The sequence below is a fragment of the Rhodocytophaga rosea genome (genome assembly GCF_010119975.1).
Classification (GTDB): Bacteria; Bacteroidota; Bacteroidia; order Cytophagales; family 172606-1; genus Rhodocytophaga; species Rhodocytophaga rosea.
This window is the reverse complement of record NZ_CP048222.1, coordinates 6518896-6540153: the sequence shown is the minus strand read 5'-3', so window position 1 is coordinate 6540153 and position 21258 is coordinate 6518896. Positions and strand designations below refer to the sequence as shown.

17 protein-coding genes are annotated in these 21258 nt (G+C 43.8%); 7 read left to right on the top strand and 10 right to left on the bottom strand.

Translation table 11 applies throughout. The features are described 5' to 3' along the window. Window positions 1–121: 121 nt before the first annotated feature. The 4 genes from acs to GXP67_RS26965 all read right to left on the bottom strand — a co-directional run bounded on the left by acs (window position 122) and on the right by GXP67_RS26965 (window position 5792). A complete protein-coding gene (acs, locus tag GXP67_RS26980) occupies window positions 122–2047 on the bottom strand; it encodes an acetate--CoA ligase (protein ID WP_162446003.1) in 1926 nt (641 codons plus the stop codon). Window positions 2048–2133: 86 nt separating this feature from the next. Next, the gene (locus GXP67_RS26975) at window positions 2134–2991 is read right to left on the bottom strand and encodes a hypothetical protein (protein WP_162446002.1); all 858 of its coding nucleotides are present in this window, start codon (window positions 2989–2991) and stop codon (window positions 2134–2136) included. 18 nt (window positions 2992–3009) lie between these two features. Then, window positions 3010–4434, bottom strand: coding sequence for an MFS transporter (locus GXP67_RS26970; protein WP_162446001.1), 1425 nt, complete (start codon window positions 4432–4434; stop codon window positions 3010–3012). Between the two features lie 125 nt (window positions 4435–4559). After that, window positions 4560–5792 carry a chorismate-binding protein gene (locus GXP67_RS26965; protein ID WP_162446000.1) on the bottom strand — a complete coding sequence of 411 codons (1233 nt, stop codon included), beginning with the start codon at window positions 5790–5792 and terminating at the stop codon, window positions 4560–4562. Window positions 5793–5937: 145 nt separating this feature from the next. Between GXP67_RS26965 and nuoK the strand changes: the two genes are divergently transcribed. From nuoK to GXP67_RS26950, 3 genes are all read left to right on the top strand, one after another. Further along, window positions 5938–6246 carry an NADH-quinone oxidoreductase subunit NuoK gene (gene nuoK, locus GXP67_RS26960; RefSeq protein ID WP_162445999.1) on the top strand — a complete coding sequence of 103 codons (309 nt, stop codon included), beginning with the start codon at window positions 5938–5940 and terminating at the stop codon, window positions 6244–6246. 71 nt (window positions 6247–6317) lie between these two features. Then, window positions 6318–8306, top strand: a complete 1989-nt coding sequence (gene nuoL, locus GXP67_RS26955) for an NADH-quinone oxidoreductase subunit L (protein WP_162445998.1) — start codon at window positions 6318–6320, stop codon at window positions 8304–8306. A gap of 61 nt (window positions 8307–8367) precedes the next feature. Next, window positions 8368–10068, top strand: a complete 1701-nt coding sequence (locus GXP67_RS26950; protein WP_162445997.1) for a complex I subunit 4 family protein — start codon at window positions 8368–8370, stop codon at window positions 10066–10068. Between the two features lie 66 nt (window positions 10069–10134). Here GXP67_RS26950 and GXP67_RS26945 read toward each other — a convergent pair whose 3' ends face one another. From GXP67_RS26945 to GXP67_RS26925, 5 genes are all read right to left on the bottom strand, one after another. Beyond that, window positions 10135–11946 carry a T9SS type A sorting domain-containing protein gene (locus GXP67_RS26945; RefSeq protein ID WP_162445996.1) on the bottom strand — a complete coding sequence of 604 codons (1812 nt, stop codon included), beginning with the start codon at window positions 11944–11946 and terminating at the stop codon, window positions 10135–10137. 29 nt (window positions 11947–11975) lie between these two features. Continuing rightward, a complete protein-coding gene (locus tag GXP67_RS26940; RefSeq protein ID WP_197901569.1) occupies window positions 11976–13250 on the bottom strand; it encodes a hypothetical protein in 1275 nt (424 codons plus the stop codon). Window positions 13251–13457: 207 nt separating this feature from the next. Continuing rightward, on the bottom strand, window positions 13458–14261 hold the full coding sequence (locus GXP67_RS26935) for a hypothetical protein (RefSeq protein ID WP_162445995.1): 804 nt from the start codon (window positions 14259–14261) through the stop codon (window positions 13458–13460). A 199-nt stretch (window positions 14262–14460) separates the two neighbouring features. After that, complete coding sequence (locus GXP67_RS37535; protein WP_232064626.1) at window positions 14461–14811, bottom strand: hypothetical protein; 351 nt, start codon at window positions 14809–14811, stop codon at window positions 14461–14463. A 115-nt stretch (window positions 14812–14926) separates the two neighbouring features. Beyond that, on the bottom strand, window positions 14927–15952 hold the full coding sequence (locus GXP67_RS26925) for an aldehyde dehydrogenase family protein (RefSeq protein ID WP_232064625.1): 1026 nt from the start codon (window positions 15950–15952) through the stop codon (window positions 14927–14929). 229 nt (window positions 15953–16181) lie between these two features. Here GXP67_RS26925 and hpt point away from each other — a divergent pair, with 229 nt between their 5' ends. From hpt to obgE, 4 genes are all read left to right on the top strand, one after another. Further along, on the top strand, window positions 16182–16742 hold the full coding sequence (gene hpt, locus GXP67_RS26920; protein ID WP_162445993.1) for a hypoxanthine phosphoribosyltransferase: 561 nt from the start codon (window positions 16182–16184) through the stop codon (window positions 16740–16742). A 56-nt stretch (window positions 16743–16798) separates the two neighbouring features. Next, a complete protein-coding gene (locus tag GXP67_RS26915; RefSeq protein ID WP_162445992.1) occupies window positions 16799–17383 on the top strand; it encodes an adenylate kinase in 585 nt (194 codons plus the stop codon). Between the two features lie 5 nt (window positions 17384–17388). After that, a complete protein-coding gene (locus GXP67_RS26910; protein WP_162445991.1) occupies window positions 17389–18276 on the top strand; it encodes an Rpn family recombination-promoting nuclease/putative transposase in 888 nt (295 codons plus the stop codon). Window positions 18277–18478: 202 nt separating this feature from the next. After that, complete coding sequence (gene obgE / locus GXP67_RS26905) at window positions 18479–19486, top strand: GTPase ObgE (protein ID WP_162445990.1); 1008 nt, start codon at window positions 18479–18481, stop codon at window positions 19484–19486. A 41-nt stretch (window positions 19487–19527) separates the two neighbouring features. Here obgE and GXP67_RS26900 read toward each other — a convergent pair whose 3' ends face one another. Further along, window positions 19528–21225 carry an arylsulfatase gene (locus GXP67_RS26900; protein WP_162445989.1) on the bottom strand — a complete coding sequence of 566 codons (1698 nt, stop codon included), beginning with the start codon at window positions 21223–21225 and terminating at the stop codon, window positions 19528–19530. Between the last annotated feature and the right edge of the window lie 33 nt (window positions 21226–21258).

The following is a 21258-nucleotide window of genomic DNA, read 5'->3' as shown; positions in this document are numbered from 1 at the left end:
ATTGTAATTTATCCTCAAAATCAGTGGCTTAAACACATATAGACATACCAATAAATAAGCCCTTCTGAATATCTATCCCAATTTAGAACTCAGAAGGGCTTGTTGAATAATTAGCCGTAAATCAATGTGTTTTCACTGAAATTAGTGCGCCTGCCTTAATTTCATCTACTACCGCAGGATCGAGTAATGTGGATGTATCGCCCAGGTTTGCTATATCGCCTTCAGCTATTTTACGTAAAATGCGGCGCATAATCTTGCCGGAACGGGTTTTAGGCAATCCTTTTACAAACTGTATTTTATCCGGCTTGGCAATTGGTCCGATAATGCGGCTTACCGTCATGAGAATATCCTTGCGGGTAAGTTCGTCATCATTTAAATGTGGCGTACAGATCACAAACGCATAAATGCCCTGCCCTTTCACATCATGCGGATAACCCACTACAGCCGATTCTACTACATCCGAATACATATTAATGGCATTTTCCACTTCAGCCGTACCAATCCGGTGGCCAGACACATTGAGTACATCATCTACCCTTCCGGTAATTCTATAATAGCCATCCTGATCCCGGAGGCATCCATCTCCGGTAAAATATAAGCCAGGATAAGTAGCGAAATAATTTACCCGGCAGCGTTCATGGTCGCCATAGGTAGTACGCAACATACCCGGCCAGGGAAATTTGATACACAGGTTTCCGCTTACCCCATTTCCTACGATTTCTTTTCCATTTTCATCTACCAGAACAGGCTGTATGCCAGGTAAAGGTAACGTAGCATAGCCTGGTTTGGTAGGCGTTACACCGGCAATAGGAGCGATCATAATACCGCCGGTTTCAGTTTGCCACCAGGTATCAGTAATAGGGCACCGCTTCTGGCCAATATTATCATCATACCAGTGCCAGGCTTCTTCATTAATAGGCTCTCCGACAGAACCTAGTTTGGTGAGCGAATTAAGGTCTTTTCCTTTGATCGGTTCCAGGCCAAAACTCATCAGCGAGCGGATCGCAGTGGGTGCGGTATATAAGATATTTACTTTATACTTCTGCACAATATCCCACATGCGGCCTGAATTTGGCCAGGTAGGGACACCTTCAAACATTAAAGACGTAGCACCGGATAATAAGGGGCCATACACAATATATGAGTGTCCGGTGATCCAGCCAATGTCGGCGGTACAAAAATGAACCTCACCAGGATTGTACTGGAACGTAGTCTGGAAGGTATAAGCGGAATATACCATGTAGCCGCCGCAGGTATGCACAACTCCTTTAGGCTTTCCGGTAGAGCCGGAAGTATAGAGAATAAACAGCATATCCTCGGCATCCATTTCTTCGGCTTTACATTCATTCAAGCCCAGGGTTTCTACTTTTTTGATTTCATCTTCCCACCATACATCGCGGCCTTTGATCATGGCAATGGGTGTGCGGCTGCGGGTAAGCACAATTACTTTTTTCACCGATGGGCATTGTACCAGTGCATCATCAATCACTGTTTTAAGCTGCACTTCTTTATTTCCCCGGAAACCTCCATCACTGGTAATTACCAGCGAACACTGGGCATCCTGGATACGGTCGGCAATAGACTGGGCAGAAAAACCACCAAATACCACCGAATGAATAGCGCCAATCCGGGCACAGGCCAGTACGGCAATGGCCAGTTCGGGCACCATGGGCATGTAGATACAAATACGGTCGCCTTTTTTAGCGCCGTTATTTTTGAGCACATTGGCAAACTGGCATACTTTGTTATACAATTCCCGGTAAGTGAATTTACGGAAATGTTCTTCCGGATCGTTGGGTTCCCAGATCAAAGCCGTTTCATCGCCCCTTTCAGCCAGGTGGCGGTCCAGACAGTTCTCAGTGATGTTTAGCTTTCCGCCCCTAAACCATTTTATATTGGGTTCCTGAAAATTCCATTCCAGGGTTTTGTCCCACTTCTTGCGCCACTGAAAATAAGAAGCTTTTTCTTCCCAGAAAGCTTCCGGATTTTGTACACTCAGGCTATACTGCTGCTGGTATTCTTCAAAGGTTTTAATGGTAGGTATCATCGGGTTAATAGGTTTGGCAGGTGAATGTATAGATTAGAATGCTATTTGATTTTACATTCTTCAAAAATAGATATTTCTTATAAAAATTATTCAATGGATATGAAATCAAAATATTCTTGCGGCTCATATCCGATTATACTATCAAACATCATATAATGTCTAGTGAAAAATGCATGAGAATACTTTGGGTTCTTTTCAAACTGACAATAGTCTATACTACCATCAAATTCATTAGAGTAATAATACTTTTTGAATCCTAATAATTTATATCTGAGCTTTGTGTTAAAATTACCATTTATCGATGAAGTGGAAATAAAAGCCGTAGCTTTTTTAGGAGGAAGGCGCCTATACACAAATCCATGATGGTCTAAATAATGAAATTCAACCGGCCGCCATTTTCCTTTTATATCTATTGCTTCTATAATAATGAGCAAATGAGAATCAGTTGTGGCAATCCTCACCGTATCAGAACTATTATTGATTAGCCATACTATTTGCAGCCCATTATTATTGGCTTGGTGAATGGAGTCTACTATATACTTACAGCCATCTCTCCATACTTGAAGCTGTTTAATTTGTTCTTCTCTTGACAAGGTTAAGAAGATACTATCATGTTCATATAAAGTATCTTCCTGAACTCTATAAGCCTCAATGCTTTTTAGCTCATCTTCTACAGTTTGATACTCTTTCAAAGATCTCCTATATTGATTTTCTTCCTTCGAGATAAAATCCGTGCCTGTAAGAGAAGTGCCTGTAACAATTACAAAATCGTTTTCTAAATTTTTGATAGCAGGTATATCCGTAAGCGGACTAAATTCATAATAAAAGTTTTTCATCGTTCCTGTATCACAAACAGGTTCTTTTATCTGTATTCTCTTATCGCTCTGTTGATTACCATTACAACAAATTAAAAGGCTAAGGAAGAACACGTATTTCGTGATCATATAGATATCGTCGGTTGCTCAATCCGTAATCTTCACATGCCTTCTGTCTTTTACAAACAAAGTGCCTATGATAAAAGTGATAATAGCAACCCCGATCGGATACGCCAGACCTGCATAAATATTTCCAGTTTCAGCCACTACATAGGTCGCAATGAATGGCACCAGACCTCCAAAAACGCCATTGCCGACATGGTAAGGAAGCGACATAGAAGTATAGCGGATACGGGTTGGAAATAACTCCACCAGATAGGCCGCGATCGGACCGTATACCATGGTTACAAAAAGTACCTGAATAAAAACCAGCAATGTGAGAATAGGCACATTTGGACTGGCAGCCTGCATCACGGATGGAATTGCTGTTCCGTCGGCAGATGTAGAAGCAGCAGTAATTTCAACAATCGGCCCTGCAAAAGCGTGCATGGCCTGGTAAATGGGAATATAAGAAACAGCCGCAATCAGACAGCCAGCCATCATAATGCTTTTGCGGCCAATTCTATCCGATAAACTGCCAAATACCACAAAAAATGGAGTAGCAAATACAAGGGCGACACCCACAATCGTATAACAAGTCAGGTAATCAATTTTGAGGACTTTTTCCATAAAACTGAGCGCATAAAACTGGCCAGTATACCAGACTACGCCTTGTCCGGCAGTGGCTCCAAACAGTGCCAGCAATACCATTTTCAGATTCTCTTTATTGGCAAAACTCTCTTTTAATGGGTTTTTAGAAGTTTTTCCTTCCGCTTTCATTTTAGTAAACAAGGGAGATTCTTTCAACCTGGCCCGGATAATATAGGAACCGATCACCAGAATCAGCGAAAGCAGGAAAGGCAAGCGCCATCCCCATTCTTTGAAATCTTCATCACCCAATGAAAGACGGGTGATTAAAATAACACCAATGGATATAAACAGGCCCAGCGTAGCGGTAGTCTGAATGAAACTGGTATAATACCCCCGTTTGGCATCCGGTGAATGCTCGGCTACATAGGTGGCAGCACCACCATATTCACCACCCAGCGCCAATCCTTGTAAGAGGCGAAGCAATACGAGCATAATAGGCGCCAGAATTCCGATGGTTTGGTAACCCGGCAAAATACCTATTACGAATGTAGCGCCTCCCATCAGAAACATGGTTATGAGAAAAGTATATTTCCGGCCGATCAGATCGCCCAGCCTTCCAAATACCAGCGCACCAAACGGACGGACGATGAAGCCGGTAGCAAAAGTGGCCAGGGTAGATAAATAGGCTACCAGGTCATTGCCCTGGGGATAGAATTTAGCGGCAATAAAGGTGGCTAAACTTCCAAAAATGTAGAAATCATACCATTCGATCACAGTTCCGGCCGAGGAAGCCAGAATTACCTGCCAGATATTCGTTTTTTCAGTTATGTTCGTAGAATCTGTACTGGATAAAGGAGTTGTACTTGTTATATGCTGAGCCATGAAAGGGGTTGCGTTAAAAAGTGAATAAATTATCGCAAAATTTCTGGATTAGCAAAAAGAATTGATTTTTTTGCAATTTTCCAGGCTTAAGTCCATGACTCAGAGGACTCTTAATTTAATATGCGTTATACTGCTTTCTCCAGTACTTTCAGCAAAGTCTGGCATTTAAATTCAGTTTCCGCCCATTCCCGTTCGGGGTTGGAATCAGAAGTAATACCAGCACCTGCATATAGAATCGCTTTTCCAGACTGGATTTGCATACAGCGTAAGTTCACAAACAAATGGGTTTCCTGGTTTATATTTACTGGCCCTAGATAGCCGCTGTAAAACTGCCGCTGATGCCGCTCATGGGTGCGGATGAATTCAAGAGCTGGCTCTTTGGGCATGCCACAAACGGCAGAGGTCGGGTGCAGCAGTTCGAGCATCACTGTACCCAGTTGCGGAAAATTAGTAGCCTGCATATCTACGATAAAATCAGTCCGCAAATGCATCAGGTTTCCGGCAATCACTGTTTTTGGTCCAATCTCCTCATATTCCCGCAAACGGATTTTTTTAAAACAGTTCACAATATAGCGGCAAACCAATGCTTGTTCTTCAATCTCTTTTTGTGTCCATACTGCCCGGCTCACCGGGATTTGTGCGCGGTAGGGCTGCGTACCTGCCAGAGAAACCGTCCGGAAAAACTGCTGCTTATCAATACTGATCAGAATTTCCGGCGAAGCACCCATCCACATGCCAATGCCAGGTATATACACCCATGACACAAAGGCCTGCGGATAAAACTGGCATAAGCGGTAAAATGTATCGGCCGGATTATAATTTTCGAGCAATTGAACGGTTCTGGTACGCGACAATACTACTTTCTGAAAATTTCCTTTGGCAATGGCCCTTCTGCCTCTGGCTACTATATCTGTGAAATAATCCCGGTCTTCCGGTGAACTTTCCGCAGCCATCACTGCAATCTCCCCTGCCCTTCCCGGAACCGCTTGATGTAATTGTTCAAGTTTGAGTTGCAATTCTTCCTGAAAAGCCTGTTGTTTATTAAATAGTGTATCCTGCCCTGGCAGCACAGACTGAGAGAGCTGGTTATCCTGAATCGTATAATGAATATCGGCTTTGATAAATAAGGTTTGCTGTCCATCCGGATTGATAAACGGGCTAAAAGCAAAACCGGCCGGCAGTTCTTCCAGATCTATTTTTCTGGTTGTTGATCCACTCAGGTCGGCAATACAATGAATTTCTTCACTTTTGGGCAATCGCCAGAAAGCAAGCGGAACCTGCTGCACCTGGGCTGTCTGAAAAAGGGCCTCAAACAAAGCAGATTTTTTAGCGGATAGTATGGACTGGTTTACGGACATATGGTTGCAATACTGTTAATAATAACAACAATCTTAGCAGTAAAGATGTTGCAAAAAGCCTTAAAAAGGGAAAGATACGCTTTGCCGGTAAGAATTATTAGGAAATCAATGCAGGATTTTACTATTTTCAGGCCCTGGATTTACTATGATACCACCAGAATATTATTTATTTATCGGTGCCTTATTATTTTGCATAGGCATTGTAATTATTATCACCAAACGCAATGCAATTGTAGTGCTAATGGGTATTGAGTTGATTCTGAATGCGGCCAATATCAATCTGGTTGCCTTCAGCCAGTATGACCCCCAGCGGTTGCAAGGACAGTTATTTGCTTTGTTTGTGATTGTGGTGGCTGCCTGCGAAGCGGCTGTGGCGCTGGCAATTGTGCTGAGAGTATACCAGTATTATCAAACCATTCATCTGGATGAGGTGAGCGAGTTAAAAGAGGAATAGAGCTGTTTTATGATCTGTAATGCCCAAATTAATACTTGTAAACCTCTTCATGTTGAGTAATTACTATTTTCATGCCTGATGATGTGATGGTTATAAGCGCTTTACTATTAGTATGTTTACCCTTACTGGTAAGTGGTTTACTGTTGTTTGCAGGCAAAAAATATCCATCCGGGAGCGCTATCCTAACTATTATCAGTACCGGCATTTGTTTTCTGCTGAGCACATTCCTTTTCCTGCAATCCTGGCCAGATTCTATATATACTTTTCAATATAGCTGGTTTCATGTAGGCAGGTATACATTTACAGCCGATATACTTATAGATAAATGGGCTGCCTGTATGCTGCTAGTGGTAAGTTTTATTTCGCTGCTGGTGCAGGTATATTCTACGGCTTATATGAAAGGCGACATACGATATGCACAGTATTTTGCTTACCTCTCATTGTTTATGGCGGCCATGCTGGGAATTGTGCTGGCTGGCAATCTGCTGGTAATGTATGTGGCCTGGGAACTGGTGGGATTCTCCTCCTATTTGCTGATTGGATTCTGGCTGGAGAAACCACAAGCTGCCAGAGCTGCCAGGAACGCCTTTCTGGTGAACCGGGTGGGTGACACCGGATTTCTGCTGGCTATTATTATTTTGCTTGTACAGTTCGGAACATTGGATATTCAAACACTTATAACCAGTCCAGCATCCATAGATCCACTCTGGCTCACCATTGCCGGATTAGGTTTGTTTAGTGGTTGTGTAGCAAAATCAGCACAATTTCCCTTACAAATCTGGTTGCCAGGCGCTATGGCCGGACCAACCCCGGTTTCGGCACTCATTCATGCAGCAACGATGGTGGCAGCCGGTGTATTTCTGCTGGTACGGATGTTCCCTCTTTTTAATGCAGAAGTGCTTACGGTGATTGCCATTACTGGTACTATTACCGCTTTTATGGGAGCGGTAGCCGCTCTTTTCCAGACGGATATTAAACGTTTACTGGCTTTTTCTACTATTTCGCAATTAGGCTATATGGTAATGGGGATAGGCGTAGGTGCGTATCAGGCGGCTTTTCTGCATTTGCTTACCCATGCTTTTTTTAAAGCCTGCCTGTTTCTTTCTGCCGGGGCAGTAATTCATTCCTTACACCAGCTGGAACACAATAGCCATATGCATTTCGACACACAGGATATGCGGCTAATGGGCGGATTACGGAAACAAATGCCTGTTACATTTATTTGTTACCTGCTGGCTGGTTTATCACTGGCTGGCCTGCCTTTATTCTCCGGCTTTTTGTCGAAAGATGCCATTTTGCTGGGTGCCCTCAACTGGGCAGATTCCCGGAATCATTTTCTGTGGTACCTGATTCCTGATATCGGATTCATTACTGCATTTTTAACAGCACTTTACATTGGCAGGCAGCTGATTCTGGTTTTCCTGGGCGCTTTCCGTTTGCCACACTATCTTCCAATTGTCAAACACTCACAGCATGACGTTCGGGATGTACCAGCGGTAATGAAAATGCCTATGGGAACACTGGCCGTTTTATCGCTATTTGTGTTTTTCTCCTTCAATCCTTTCAATGCATCGGGCGGCTGGCTATTAAGCAGACTACATACAACACCTGAATCTGCTTCTTCCTGGCATAGTTTTGCCGTAATTATGTCCATCGTACTTTCCACTGGTGGACTAGCAACCGCTTATTTTCTGACCGGAAACAACCGTTTCAAGGTTCCGCAGGCACTGAAAAATATCTCCTTGCATAACTGGTATCTGAGCATTATATACCGGAAAATATTTATTAATCCAGGCCGGCAAGTAGTGTACTCTGCACAGCAAACAGATGCCAAAGTGATTGATAAACTGGTGGATTATACCGGTATCATAACCGTTGTGCTGGCGCATATCATTGCCTGGGTAGACCGCATCTTTGTAGATGGCACTGTAAACCTCATCTCCAGAATGGCTGGTTATCTGGGGCTGTTCACAAAATCTGCCCAGACCGGGAAAATACAACATTATTTTATATTCGCCTTAGCAGGGTTGCTTATATTGGTGTTCTGGATAATTTTGTAAAAAACAGGTTTTCATTCACCTGCATTTGAATCTCTTTACGTTTGAACCCTAATCTTTGCGCATGACGCAATACCTACTTTCGCTGCTGGTTTTTATTCCGCTGATTGCTTCAGTGTTAATTCTCTTCATCCCGGAAAATAAAACGCTGCTTTTTAAAACCATTACCCTGTTTGTCAACCTGCTGCAATTAGCTCTGGCCGGACTTATGTACATACAGGCAGATGCCACCCAAACTGGTGTACATGATGAATCTACCTTTCAGTTTGTGGAACGCAGTAACTGGATCACTCTGAATATGGGTAGTGCCGGCAAACTCTCCATTGATTATTTTGTGGGTGTTGATGGCCTGAGTATACCGCTTGTGTTGCTCTCCGCAATAGTGCTGGTGATTGGGGCGATTTCTTCCTGGTCGGTTGAGAAAAAGGCAAAAGGGTATTTTGCGTTGTATTTGCTGTTGAGCAGTACCATTGTAGGCTGTTTTGTAGCCCTGGATATGTTCCTGTTTTACCTGTTCTTTGAGTTTATGCTGCTGCCGATGTATTTTCTGATCGGTATCTGGGGAGGTGAAAGGCGGGAATATGCGGCGATCAAGTTTTTTATCTATACCCTGGTGGGCTCTGTATTCATACTGATTGTGATGATCGGCCTCTACATTTCTGTAATTGATCCTTCGGCAACTGCTATGGAATCAGGTTTATCAGGTAATAACGCCATTACACAGGTTCAGCAAAGAGTAGCTGCCGGAACGGTAGAAAGCAGTAAACTGGTGCATACTTTCGATATGCTGGCTATGATGAATGTAAAAAACTACATTCCTGGTTCGTTTCTCCATCCGGCTTCAACCACAAGTATTTTTGGAATTCCTGCCAGGTTACTTGCCTTTTTACTCGTATTTATAGGTTTTGCTGTAAAATTACCGGTAGTTCCGCTGCACACCTGGCTGCCCGATGCACACGTAGAAGCACCTACGCCTATTTCTGTAATTCTGGCTGGCATTCTATTAAAAATCGGAGCCTACGGATTTCTGCGTATTGCTTACTCTATTTTCCCAGAAGGCGGACTACATTACGCCTGGCTGGTGGGTTTGCTAGGCGTGATCTCTATTATTTATGGTGCCTGTAATGCCCTGGCCGCCCATGACATGAAACGCATGATCGCTTATTCTTCCGTGTCGCACATGGGGTTTGTGCTGATTGGGCTGGCTTCTGTTACGGCAGAAGGTGTAAGTGGTGCCGTTTTCCAGCTATTTAGTCATGGCGTATTGTCGGCATTATTATTCCTGATTGTGGGTGTACTCTACGACCGGACGCATGATAAACAAATAGAAAACTACCGGGGGCTTGCGGGAAAAATGCCGGTGTATACATCGGTAGTAATAGTCGCTTTTTTTGCTTCTCTGGGATTGCCTGGATTCTCAGGTTTTATTGGAGAATTATTCGCCTTGACAGGGGCTTTTGGTTCAGCATATCTACCCAAATGGATGGCTATTCTGTCGATGGGCGGGTTAATTCTGGGTGCTGCTTACTTCCTGTGGACCCTGCAAGGGATGTTCTTCGGTACATTCTGGGTATCGGGCGGATCAGCCTGGCAAATACAACTCACTGACCTGAGCGCCAGAGAAAAACTGATGATGGTTTCACTGGCTGTTTTAGGAATTGTATTTGGTTTATTTCCTGGCTTGCTGCTTGATGTGATGGAAAGTTCTGTAGCACAATTTGTAAAGCTGGTGATAGAAACCAACAACACAGCGAATATACCTTAGCCTGGATACATTCATAAAAATAGCGGCAGGTTTGAAACCGGCCGCTATTCGATCTACACATACACCTTATTTTTTTATGAGTTTATACACAGAGATTTTGCCTCCTTTGATAAGTTGAAGTATATACATTCCTGCCGGCACTTCTCTTCCCTGAATATCTTTTCCGTTCCATTCTATGGTATGTATACCAGCTTCTTTCACCCCGTTAGTGAGTATGGCCATTTCTGCACCAGTACTATTGAACACCCTTACCGACACATGGCTTTTATCCGGAAGATGATACTCTATAGTGGTTTGATCCTGGAAAGGGTTGGGATACGAAACAAAGCTGTTCACTGACGCCAGTTCTTCTTCCAGGTCATCAAAACCTGCAGACTCCATCAATAACTCCTTTGGGATAGAAGGGCCAGCGGCAGTGCGGGCATTAGGATTAGGTGCCCCCAGAATTACCTTACCCACCGGTGCCCGCAACGTCATTGGCCGGTTGATGGTAAGCGGCGCATAATAGGTACCTTTGGCAATATATAGTTGTGTTCCATCCGATACTTCGTTGGCTGCCTGGTAGAGAGTAGGATAAGGCTTATGAATTTCTCCGGTGGCATCCTCCGGATCGTATAAACCCTCACCATCCACATACACTGAGTTAGCGGAAAAGAAGTCATTCAGGTTATTGCGGAAAGCGCTCATGCTAAATCCTATGCCATAAGCAGGAAATTCCGGAACATTCTTGTTATGTATGCCAATGGCAACATTAGAACTTTGGTAGGTGATGGGACCTCCGGCATCACTGCCAATAACTTCATCAACACTAATTTCCTGAATATCCGGTGCTTGATAGAGTACAAACCATTCCCGGTCATACTGCGTTACGCCCGTATAACTTTTCAGGTGCGTACTTTGTGGAAGTAAAGTGGTTGCCTCCAGTTGTAATGCCGAGATCTGACCAGAACCGCTGACTCTTAAAGGCATTCCATACTGAAAAATATCGACCGGAATACCGTCTGATGAAGTAACAAAACTGCCGGGATTAGTGGCGATCCGGAAATACTGCTTCTGCCGTTCTCCCGGCCTCAACCCGGTACTGTTAGGCAAAGCTTCTAAGACTGCAAAGCCGCCAATAAAATTGTCATCACCGGAAGTGCCTTTAAAACTGGGACTTATATTAGAATATTTATTGGTGTGTTTCACCATAGGATATTGATCTTCCGGCCCTGGGTGCATAACAGTGGTTCCATTCGATGGAGGTACGTTAAATTCAATTATATCATAACTCTTCGACACATAACCCCAATAAATATCATACGATGTAATAATGGCTCCATTAGGCGCAATCCAGCCGGTTCCAAAAGATTTGATTCCGTTGGTAAAGCGGCCTACTGCGGCAGCATACGGGTAAGAGGTTGAGGCAGGAGCCGCTTGTGTAGCTGCCTGAAACGTTTCCGAAGAAATCCTGGCGGTATTTTTCTGGTCTGCCTGATCAGGATCTGTCTGCTCTTTGCTCACCTTGATTTCGCTGATATGCACCCTGTTTTTCTCCCCAGCCGTTTCAATTAAAGATACCTTCACGGCATTGCCATTGAAGTAAGCCGAACTATACTGCCAGTTTTCCAGGTCTTGTTTGCGAAGTTCCTGTTTGGCCCCATCCGTCCCTTCCAGCAGCAGGTAACTATTATCGCCCAGCTGGGTGCCTTTAAAATACAAGCGGAGCGAAGCTGTACTGGCGTATGTTACCTGGGTAAGCACCTTTAACTCCAGTTCTTTCAGGGTATCTGCCTGGTGTTCAAACCGGAAGGTGTAGGGAACCAGCTTCTGGGCCATCGTGGGAATAGCTGCCAGGCAAACTATTCCCAATAGAATAAGTATTCTGAGTTTTTTCATAATTAATAGGTATTTAAAAGAACCAGGAATTATTGCAGGCTTACTAATACCAATACCAGTCCCTTACCTGTTTCTAGGGAAGTCATGGCTTTGCCGATAATGGCTCCTTGTGCCTGCTGCGGATCAGCTACTTTCATGGCATGTCCGGTGGTAGAGGAAGTTGTAAGCAGATCTCCCGGGCGAATGGCACCATAACCCGCATCTACCAGGCAATATACCCGGCCAGTAAGCGCTACCGGATGTTGTCCATTGGCAAGTGTACCTACCTGGCCCATCAGCATGCCTGGCTGCACATCGCCTGCGCCGCTAACAATACCGGCTACCGTTTTGTCATAGGCCTGTGAAGCGATGCGTAATTGTCCTGGTTTTTCGGGGTCTATGCTTACTACGGTGCCAGGAAGCAAGGTTTCTGTGGCGGTGATATCAAAATGTTCAGCCAGGTCGGCACCACCGGTGATTTCGAGGATTTTGGTAGAAATCGTTCCGTTCACATGAAGTGTTTTGGAAGGCGTAGTTAAGCCGATACCTACATTGCCGGCCGGCGTAATCACCATGGTAGCATCGGCTGAATTAGCTGTTTTGGAGAAAACCAGTTTACCTGCTCCGGCACTCCAGCTGCTGTTGGCTACGCCGATCCTCCAGGCTCCTCCCCCGCTTCCGGAATTGATCAGTTTTAACTGCATATCTGTAGTAGAGGCAATATTGAGCCGCGATTCGCTATCGGTGGTATTTATTTTTACTTTGCCGCCCCCATTGGCCAGTAGAATGTCGCTGGGCTTGATATTATTTAGATACAAAGCTGTTGCGCTTTCAATCTGATTCCCATCCATAACCAGCGTATGGTTGGTAGAGCCTACTTTGGAGGAAAGCCATAATCCGCCTTGATAGATGTCAGTGGTCGTATTTATTTTTTCGACATTAGCACCCTGAATGCTCAGTTGGGTGGGAATGTTCACAGATCCAAACCGGGCCCAGCCTGGGTGAAGTTCAAAAATCCCAATACCATTGTTATTGATTTTAAATTCGCCTTCATTGGTAAGGGACCAGGTGGTATTGGTACCATTGGCAAGAGCTCTTCTTAGTTCAATACCAGCCTTCTGGCTTCCCATTTGGGTACCTCCCGTAGAACCTACCCGCAGATAGGTGCTGGCGGTGTTGCTATAGATATCCAGGTTACGTGCCGGGGTGGAGGTGCCGATGCCTACTTTTACCGTGGGTGCCACATACAAGTTACCACCATTTTTCAGCCATGCCGGTGTTGTATTGCCCTGATAATCCTGGGCATACAGCTGAGTTGAACACATAGGTAAGAGAAATGATGCACAAATAAGTGCTGCTAAACAGAAGTTAATCTTTTGCATTGTGTTAGAAAATAATAGGGTGAATAAGGGATAAAGTGATAGTTGGAAAATTATTGACCATAGTATGCCTGCTTCAGGCAGTACGGCCTGAAATTGAAGGATGTGAAAACGTAAATATTAGTTGAGCAGTAAGACTTGTTACGCTATTATCTAATTGCCCGGGCCAAAGGGAGAAGGTGTGGTTATTGAAAAATCATTGATATTGGGAACTGCCAGGTACACTTCAATCACTCTCGGACTCATAGATACAATCCGGATTACTCCATACTTAAAAGGTTTGTCTTCATCATGTTTATAAATTTGATATATATAAATATCTCCTGCCTGGTAGGGTTCCCAATCATCGTATTCATAATCTGAATTGGCATCATTCCCCATCTCACTTGCCAGAATGCCCGGGTTGTTTTTTACCCAGTCTTCTACGATTGCCGGAGATGTATTTATTTTTTTGAGAGCTGTATTATCGATATCGCTGCTGCCAACACTATAAAAGTCAAGATAAGTGAGTGGTGCCCACAGGTCTGTATCATTACTCACTAGCACTCTGTTATCGAAATACAAAGAAAAATGCATTTTATAGGTTTCTGTGGAATCAACACTATTTAAATAGTTGAAACTGTTCAAAGCCCCATCATCGGTAGAAAATACGGTAGGAATCTGATCCTCATCTGCCCCTGCCGGATACGTTGGCCAGGTGATTTTCCAGGCCAGGGTTTTAAATCCTGCATTTGCCGGATTTTTTGGAATATAGATCTGTTTTACAATGGTGGGCTGAGGCAGGTTTTCTCCTCCCGGATTAGGAATATATCCTCCTATCTCACCTCTCTGATTTATAGTTTTAGAACTGGCGGGCATTAAATCCAGGTCTGTCAAGGCCTCCTTCTCGCAAGCAGAAAAGGAGAATGCAACTGCGCAACTAAAAAAACAAATAGCCGCTCTCTTAAAACTGTACATTGGTATGGTGTAAAATGGGTATGCTGATTGCCTACTCTTTTCAGGTCTTTCGGCGTTTACCTTTCTGATGCAACAAAGGTAAGGCAGCCTATTTTTTAGCGGTAACACAGATCTCCCAAAGTATAGCACTGATGTAACATCGGGCATAACATACTGATTATCAATAATGTTATTTAGCATTAGCCAATAAAGAAAAGTATCAGAATTTAATTTGATTGCCTGGCATACTCAGAAGGAAGTACGCCAAACTGTTCTTTGAATGATTTTGAAAAATACGACATATGGCTGAACCCGGACAATTACCCTGAATGGCATACACCCGTGAGATGATCTGATAGGCTTTTCCTTCCTGAAAGGTAAATGTGTTGGTTTTTGCAAGGGCCAGGGCAGTTTGCCCCAGTTGAAGTGCCTGTTCGGGATTAGTAAATTTCAACTTTTCTGCCTGTTCAATCCGGGCATTGGCGCTATCCAGCAAAGCATTGTTTTGTGCCGGCAGAGGTGCGGCTTTTAGGAGCAGCATGCTAACCAACACAATGAGGATGCGTTTCATAGACTTAGCATGAGTGAGTGATTTACAGGATAATCTGATGGCTCACTAAAGCTACAATATACAATTGATTTCTGAAAGCCAGCCTGAACGAATTGAAATCATGCGCTTTGCAAATCTATGAGAGTGACTGCAAAAACTGCATCGTATCTACCCCATCTGCATAGTCCCATACCTGTGGATGCTGTGCCTGTCCGAATGGAATACTTCCTGGGATATTTTCATTGCCGGTTACTACACATTGTATTTTACTGCGGTGTAATTCGAGTTGAAAAGCAAGGTCCTGGGCATTGGTATAATACTCATAATACACCACCGAAACCGGTGATACCAGGGAAGTATTTTCGGTCAGCAGCAGAAATCCATTATCGTAATGAGGAACCTGGTTCACCAGCAGTATCGATTTATTATAATCGTAATTGTTTACGTACTTATTGTGGTTCATTACGTTTTTGAAGGGTGCCAGGGCATCCAGTAAAGGAGTAAAATCATAATCCTGGGGCACATACAATTTAGATACATTCCGGCATCCCAGTCCGAAATAGTGGAAAATATCTTCGCCAAGCTTTACAAAATCCTGAGTATTCTCTTCTCCGCTAAGCACGGCGCAGGAAGTACGGTTCTGGCGGATAATATTCGGAACTTTGCCAAAGTAATATTTAAAATACCTGGCCGAATTATCACTTCCCGTAGCAATAATGGCTTGCGCTTTATTGAGCCGCTCCATAAACTGGAGTTGAGAAGCAAATCCGGGTTCTATGTCCAGAAGAAGGGCAGCAATTTTTTTGGGCAGTATTTCATCCTGCGAACTTAATTTGGCATACAAGATATGACCGGAGAGTAAAACACTCATAAAATCGTGGAAGCCTACTGCCGGTATGTTACCTGCCATCACTACACCTACCCGCTTTTGAATATCCCCAAATGAATAGTCTGCCAGCCATTTTCTCAGCGCATCTTCCTGCAAATAGTCGATTATCCCCCTAATGGCCATTTCCACACTTTCCTCTGTAAACCAGTTGTTTCCGGACCGGGCCTGTGAAGCCCAAGCTTGTTTTTGTTCTGCTGGTAGTTCGGCTAGTTTTTTTCCTAAGGCAATAAAGGCATTTATTCTCTCTTCTAAAATCATAGTGTTCAGTTCCATAGTATCACAGGTGTTGGTGGTCACCTGCCCATTCAGGCGCAAAGGTACGCAGACAAGATTAAACCGGAGGGATAAATTCCCTGTAAATATTGTGTAAAAGACTTCCCGGATGTATCCACCAGGACACAAGAAAATTTCCGATTTCACCCTTTTACGCATTTTTCTTTTTCTAACTTCAGCGGTTTACTATATTTGAAGTTTTAATCACCTGGTAAGCCCACAGTCAAGAATGGTACAACTGAAAGATAAGGAGTTTGAAGTATATATTTCCCACCAGGATTTAACAGGCAGAATCCAGGCGCTTGCCAGCCAGATCAGTCAGCAGTACGAAGGCCGCTGTCCCCTGTTTGTAGCGATTCTGAATGGGGCATTTATGTTTGCGGCTCATCTGTTACAGCATATTTCCATTCCCTGTGAAATCACTTTTATTAAAGTTGCCTCTTATCAGGCCTTACAGAGCACTGGGAAAATCACGGAGTTATTGGGCCTGAATGAAGATATTTCCGGCCGGGATGTAATTATTGTAGAAGATATTGTAGACTCCGGATTAACGATGGAAGGGATTGTAGCCAGTATGAAAAGCCAGAATCCCCGTTCAGTACAGGTAGCTACTTTGCTCTTTAAACCACAAGCCCTCCGGACATCCGTTGAACTCCATTATGTGGGATTTGAAATTCCAAATGCCTTTGTTGTCGGCTTCGGATTAGACTATGACGGGCTGGGCAGAAACCTGCAGGATTTGTATGTATTGAAAGAGAAGGAAGAACCTGTAGTCAAACCATTACCATAAATAGAGAATAATTATTTAATTTAGCATCTGTTTCATTTTTATCACCTCATTTATACATGCTTAATATTGTAATCTTTGGTCCTCCGGGGGCGGGAAAAGGCACGCAGAGCCAGAAACTGATAGACAAATACCAACTGGTACACATTTCTACAGGCGATCTGTTCAGAGCTCACATTAAAAAAGAAACAGATCTGGGTAAAAAAGTAATTGAATACAATAATAATGGTATTCTGGTGCCCGATTCTATTACTATTGACATGTTAAAAGGAGTATTGAATGAGAATAAACAGGCCAATGGGTTCATCTTTGATGGCTATCCACGCACAGTGGCCCAGGCAGAAGCGCTGGATAAATTTATGGAAGAAAATAATACCAGCATCCATGCCGTAGTGCAACTGGCGGTTACAGAAGAAGAAGTACGCCAGCGCCTGAAAATACGCCGGGATGCCGAACACCGTCCGGATGATGAAGAAAGCAAAGTGAACCGCCGCATTGAAGAATACTTCGACAAGACTGTCCATGTATTGCCTTATTATGAAAAACAAGGCAAACTGGCTAAGATCAATGGCATTGGTTCGATAGATGATATTTTTGCTAAAACCTGTGAGCAAATTGACGTAGCCAGGGGAGCAAAAGCGTAGCAGGAATGGCTATCCGCGAAAAATACATCAATCCTTTTACCGATTTTGGCTTTAAAAAACTCTTCGGAACAGAGTTCAATAAAGATCTGCTCATTGATTTTCTCAACCAGGTTCTGTCCGGTAAAGAGCAAATCCGGGACTTAACCTACCTCAACCCTGAAAATCAGGGCAAACTTGAAAGGGACCGGAAAGCTATTTTTGATGTGTATTGCGAAAATGAAAGAGGCGAACGGTTTATCATCGAAGTGCAGAATGTGCGGCAGGATTTTTTCAAGGACCGGAGTATTTTTTATGCTACCTTCCCCATCCAGGAACAAGTCGAAAAAGGTAAAGACTGGGATTATGCATTAAAAACAGTATATACCATTGGTATACTTAATTTCACTTTTCCGGATAAGAGTATGCAGGAAAGGTACATCCGGGAGATACAGTTGATAGATACGCATACGTTTGAAGTCTTTTATGACAAACTTTCGTTTATCTATCTGGAAATGCCTAGGTTCAGGAAAAACGAAGCCGAACTGGAAACCCATTTCGATAAATGGATGTATGTATTAAAGAACCTGCAACGCCTGAAGAAAATACCGGCAAAATTACGGGAGCAAATATTTGAAAAGTTATTCAAACAAGCAGAGATTGTTAACTTAACTCAAGAAGAAATGAATGCATACGAAGAAAGCCTGAAAGTATACCGTGACAATTATAGTGTACTTAAAAGCGCCTCAGAAGAGGGAAAAAGAAAGGGCATGGAATTGGGAATAAAAAAAGGATTGAAAGAAGGTGCCAGCAAAAGGGAACTGGAAATAGCAAAAAAACTGAAAGAAAAGGGTGTACCTATAGAAATGATTGCCGAAACAACAGGTTTGCGTAAAGAACAGATAGAAAAACTGTAAACTCACAGCAAATACAAACCCTCTGAAAAGGCGCCAAAGATACTTGCATAACAGCCACTTAAACACGCAATTTTTGTACACACACGGACTATAAAAGCGTAAAAACCTTTTATAGTCTTTTTTATTGACATACATTACCCAAACAAACTAATTAAGTTTGCCAATAACCAACAACTCATAACCATTAACCAACAACCAAATTGTGGCTTCATCCAACTTTATAGATTATGTAAAAATCATGTGTCGCTCAGGCGCAGGTGGCAGAGGTTCCATCCATTTCAGGCGGGAAAAACACGTACCCAAAGGTGGGCCGGATGGAGGCGACGGTGGCCGTGGCGGACACATTATTTTGCGCGGCAATTCCCAGCTATGGACACTGCTCCACCTCAAATACCGCAAACATGTAGCGGCTGAGGCTGGTGCACCTGGTGAAGGTGGCCGTAGAACCGGGGCCCAGGGGGAAGATGTGGTGCTGGAAGTACCCATTGGTACGGTAGCCAAACTCGCCGATTCGGAGGAGTTTTTACTGGAGATTACAGAAGAAGGGCAGGAAGTTATTTTACTACCAGGGGGCAGAGGTGGCCAGGGAAATGTTCATTACAAAACTTCCACCAATCAGGCACCCAGAGCCGCCCAGCCGGGCGAACCAGGACTGGAAGAATGGATCGTGCTGGAACTGAAAATACTGGCGGATGTAGGTCTGGTGGGTTTCCCCAATGCCGGAAAATCTACACTGCTCTCGGTGGTTTCGGCGGCTAAGCCTGAAATTGCTGACTATCCGTTTACTACGCTGGTCCCAAATCTGGGGGTGGTTTCCTACCGCGACGATTATTCCTTTGTAATGGCCGATATTCCAGGTATTATCGAAGGAGCCGCAGAAGGCAAAGGTTTAGGCATCCGTTTTCTGCGCCATATTGAGCGAAATTCTATTCTGCTGTTTATAGTAGCGGCTACCAGCGAAAACCTCCGCCAGGAATATGATATTTTACTGAACGAGCTAAAAAAATACAACCCGGAACTGTTAGATAAAAAACGGCTGCTCGCTGTTTCCAAATGTGATTTGCTAACAGAGAAGGAACAAAAAACGGTTATCAAACAACTGCCTCCTGATGTTCCCTATACGCTAATCTCTTCCGTTACCGGCATGGGAATACTTCCTTTGAAAGATAAAATCTGGGCGGCTTTGCATACGGAGGAGGTTAGTCAGTAGCGTAACCATTTGTCGCAGAATACTATTCTGGCTGGCCGGTGTTATTGTTTTTTGGGATAAACCTGGTGGGTATCTGCCCAGCTTTTCCATTGCCTGGCTAACCGGTTTACTTCCTGAAGATAGGTTGCCGATAAGTCATTCAATTCTGATTGATCTTGTGTGATGTTATACAAATGCCAGGTGGTATCTTTTGAGGTAGATACTAATTTCCACTGGCCATCTCTTACATAGCGGGCATTAAAGTGTTCATTATACAACTGGGACTGTTCTGCATCTGCTTTTTCCTGAAAGGCTGGCAACAAGCTTTTTCCTTGCATGGGAGTAATTGTATTCCCTTTGTATTGAGCAGGATAGCTGGCTTTTGCCAGTTCCACAAACGTAGCCATAAAATCCATTACATGCCCGACATGCTTACTCACACTTCCTTTTTCTGCCAGTATTCCTTTTGGCCAGAATGCGATCATGGGTGTAGTGATTCCTCCCTCGTAGGATTCAGCTTTTGCATATTGAAAGGGCGTGTTAGCAACATTCGCCCAGTCTGGACCGATAGACGCAAACACCGTTTCTGGTCCTGGTAAGGCTTCCTTTTTCAAGGGATAGCTAATTGTTTGCCCTTTTCTGGTGGCACCTGGCCGGTCAAAGCCGGGACCATAGGCCGCGCACACTTCCGGGCTTGCCCCATTGTCTGAAAGAAATAAGATCATGGTATTATCCAGTTCACCTGTTTCCCGCAAGGCATTAATCACCCGGCCAATTCCCTGGTCCATCCGGTCTATCATCGCCGCATGTACGGCCATCGCCCTGGTATCCCAAATAGTATCCGGATTGGTTTTCCAGCTTTTAGAAGCGTTTAATCTGGGAGACAATTTTGTTTTTGAAGAATCGATCAATCCGTGCTCAATCATTTTTTTATACCGGGCTTCCCGGATCGCATCCCACCCTGCTTTATAGGTATTTTCATATTTTATTATATCCTCCGGTAAGGCTTGCAGCGGCCAGTGAGGAGCTGTATGCGCCAGATAAATAAAGAAAGGTTTGTCTGCTTTGCTGAATTCCCGAATATAGCTAACCGTGGTATCATTGAGGGCATCGGTATGGTAATAATTATCCGGCACTGAAGTGACTGGTGTCGTTCCATTCACCAGGCTGAAAGGATCAAAAAAATTCACTACGCCCCATATATTGCCATAGTATTTATCAAAACCACGGCTGGTGGGATACTGCGCTACCGGGGAAAAGTAAGGGTGTGTTTCCTGGTGGTTGAGCCAGCGCAATTGTGCTTCTTTGGTGGGCTGTTCGATGGTGTTGGATACATGCCATTTACCGGCCATCGCAGTCAGGTAGCCACTGTCTTTTAATACTTCAGCCAATGTGACTGTATTTTCAGTTAAATAACCACGGTATCCGGGCAGTTTTCTATCAGTGGTCATTTCGCCGATGCCTGCCTGATGATTATATAAGCCTGTGAGCAAAGCCGCCCTGGTCGGACAACAGCGGGAGGTGTTATAAAAATTAGTGAATCTAAGCCCATTGGCCGCCAGAAAATCAAGATTGGGTGTCTCAATTTCGCCTCCATAACAACCCAGGTCAGAATAGCCCAGATCATCTGCCATAATCAGAAGAATGTTCGGGCGTTCATCTTTTGTCGAACTTGTATTCTCCTGTTTGACCGGTGCACAGGCTGTTGAATAAATAAAAGATATAAGAAGGAAGAATTGGCTGTATCTGTATTGAATCATGCAGGTAAAATCATTTTATAAATAATTAGGGAA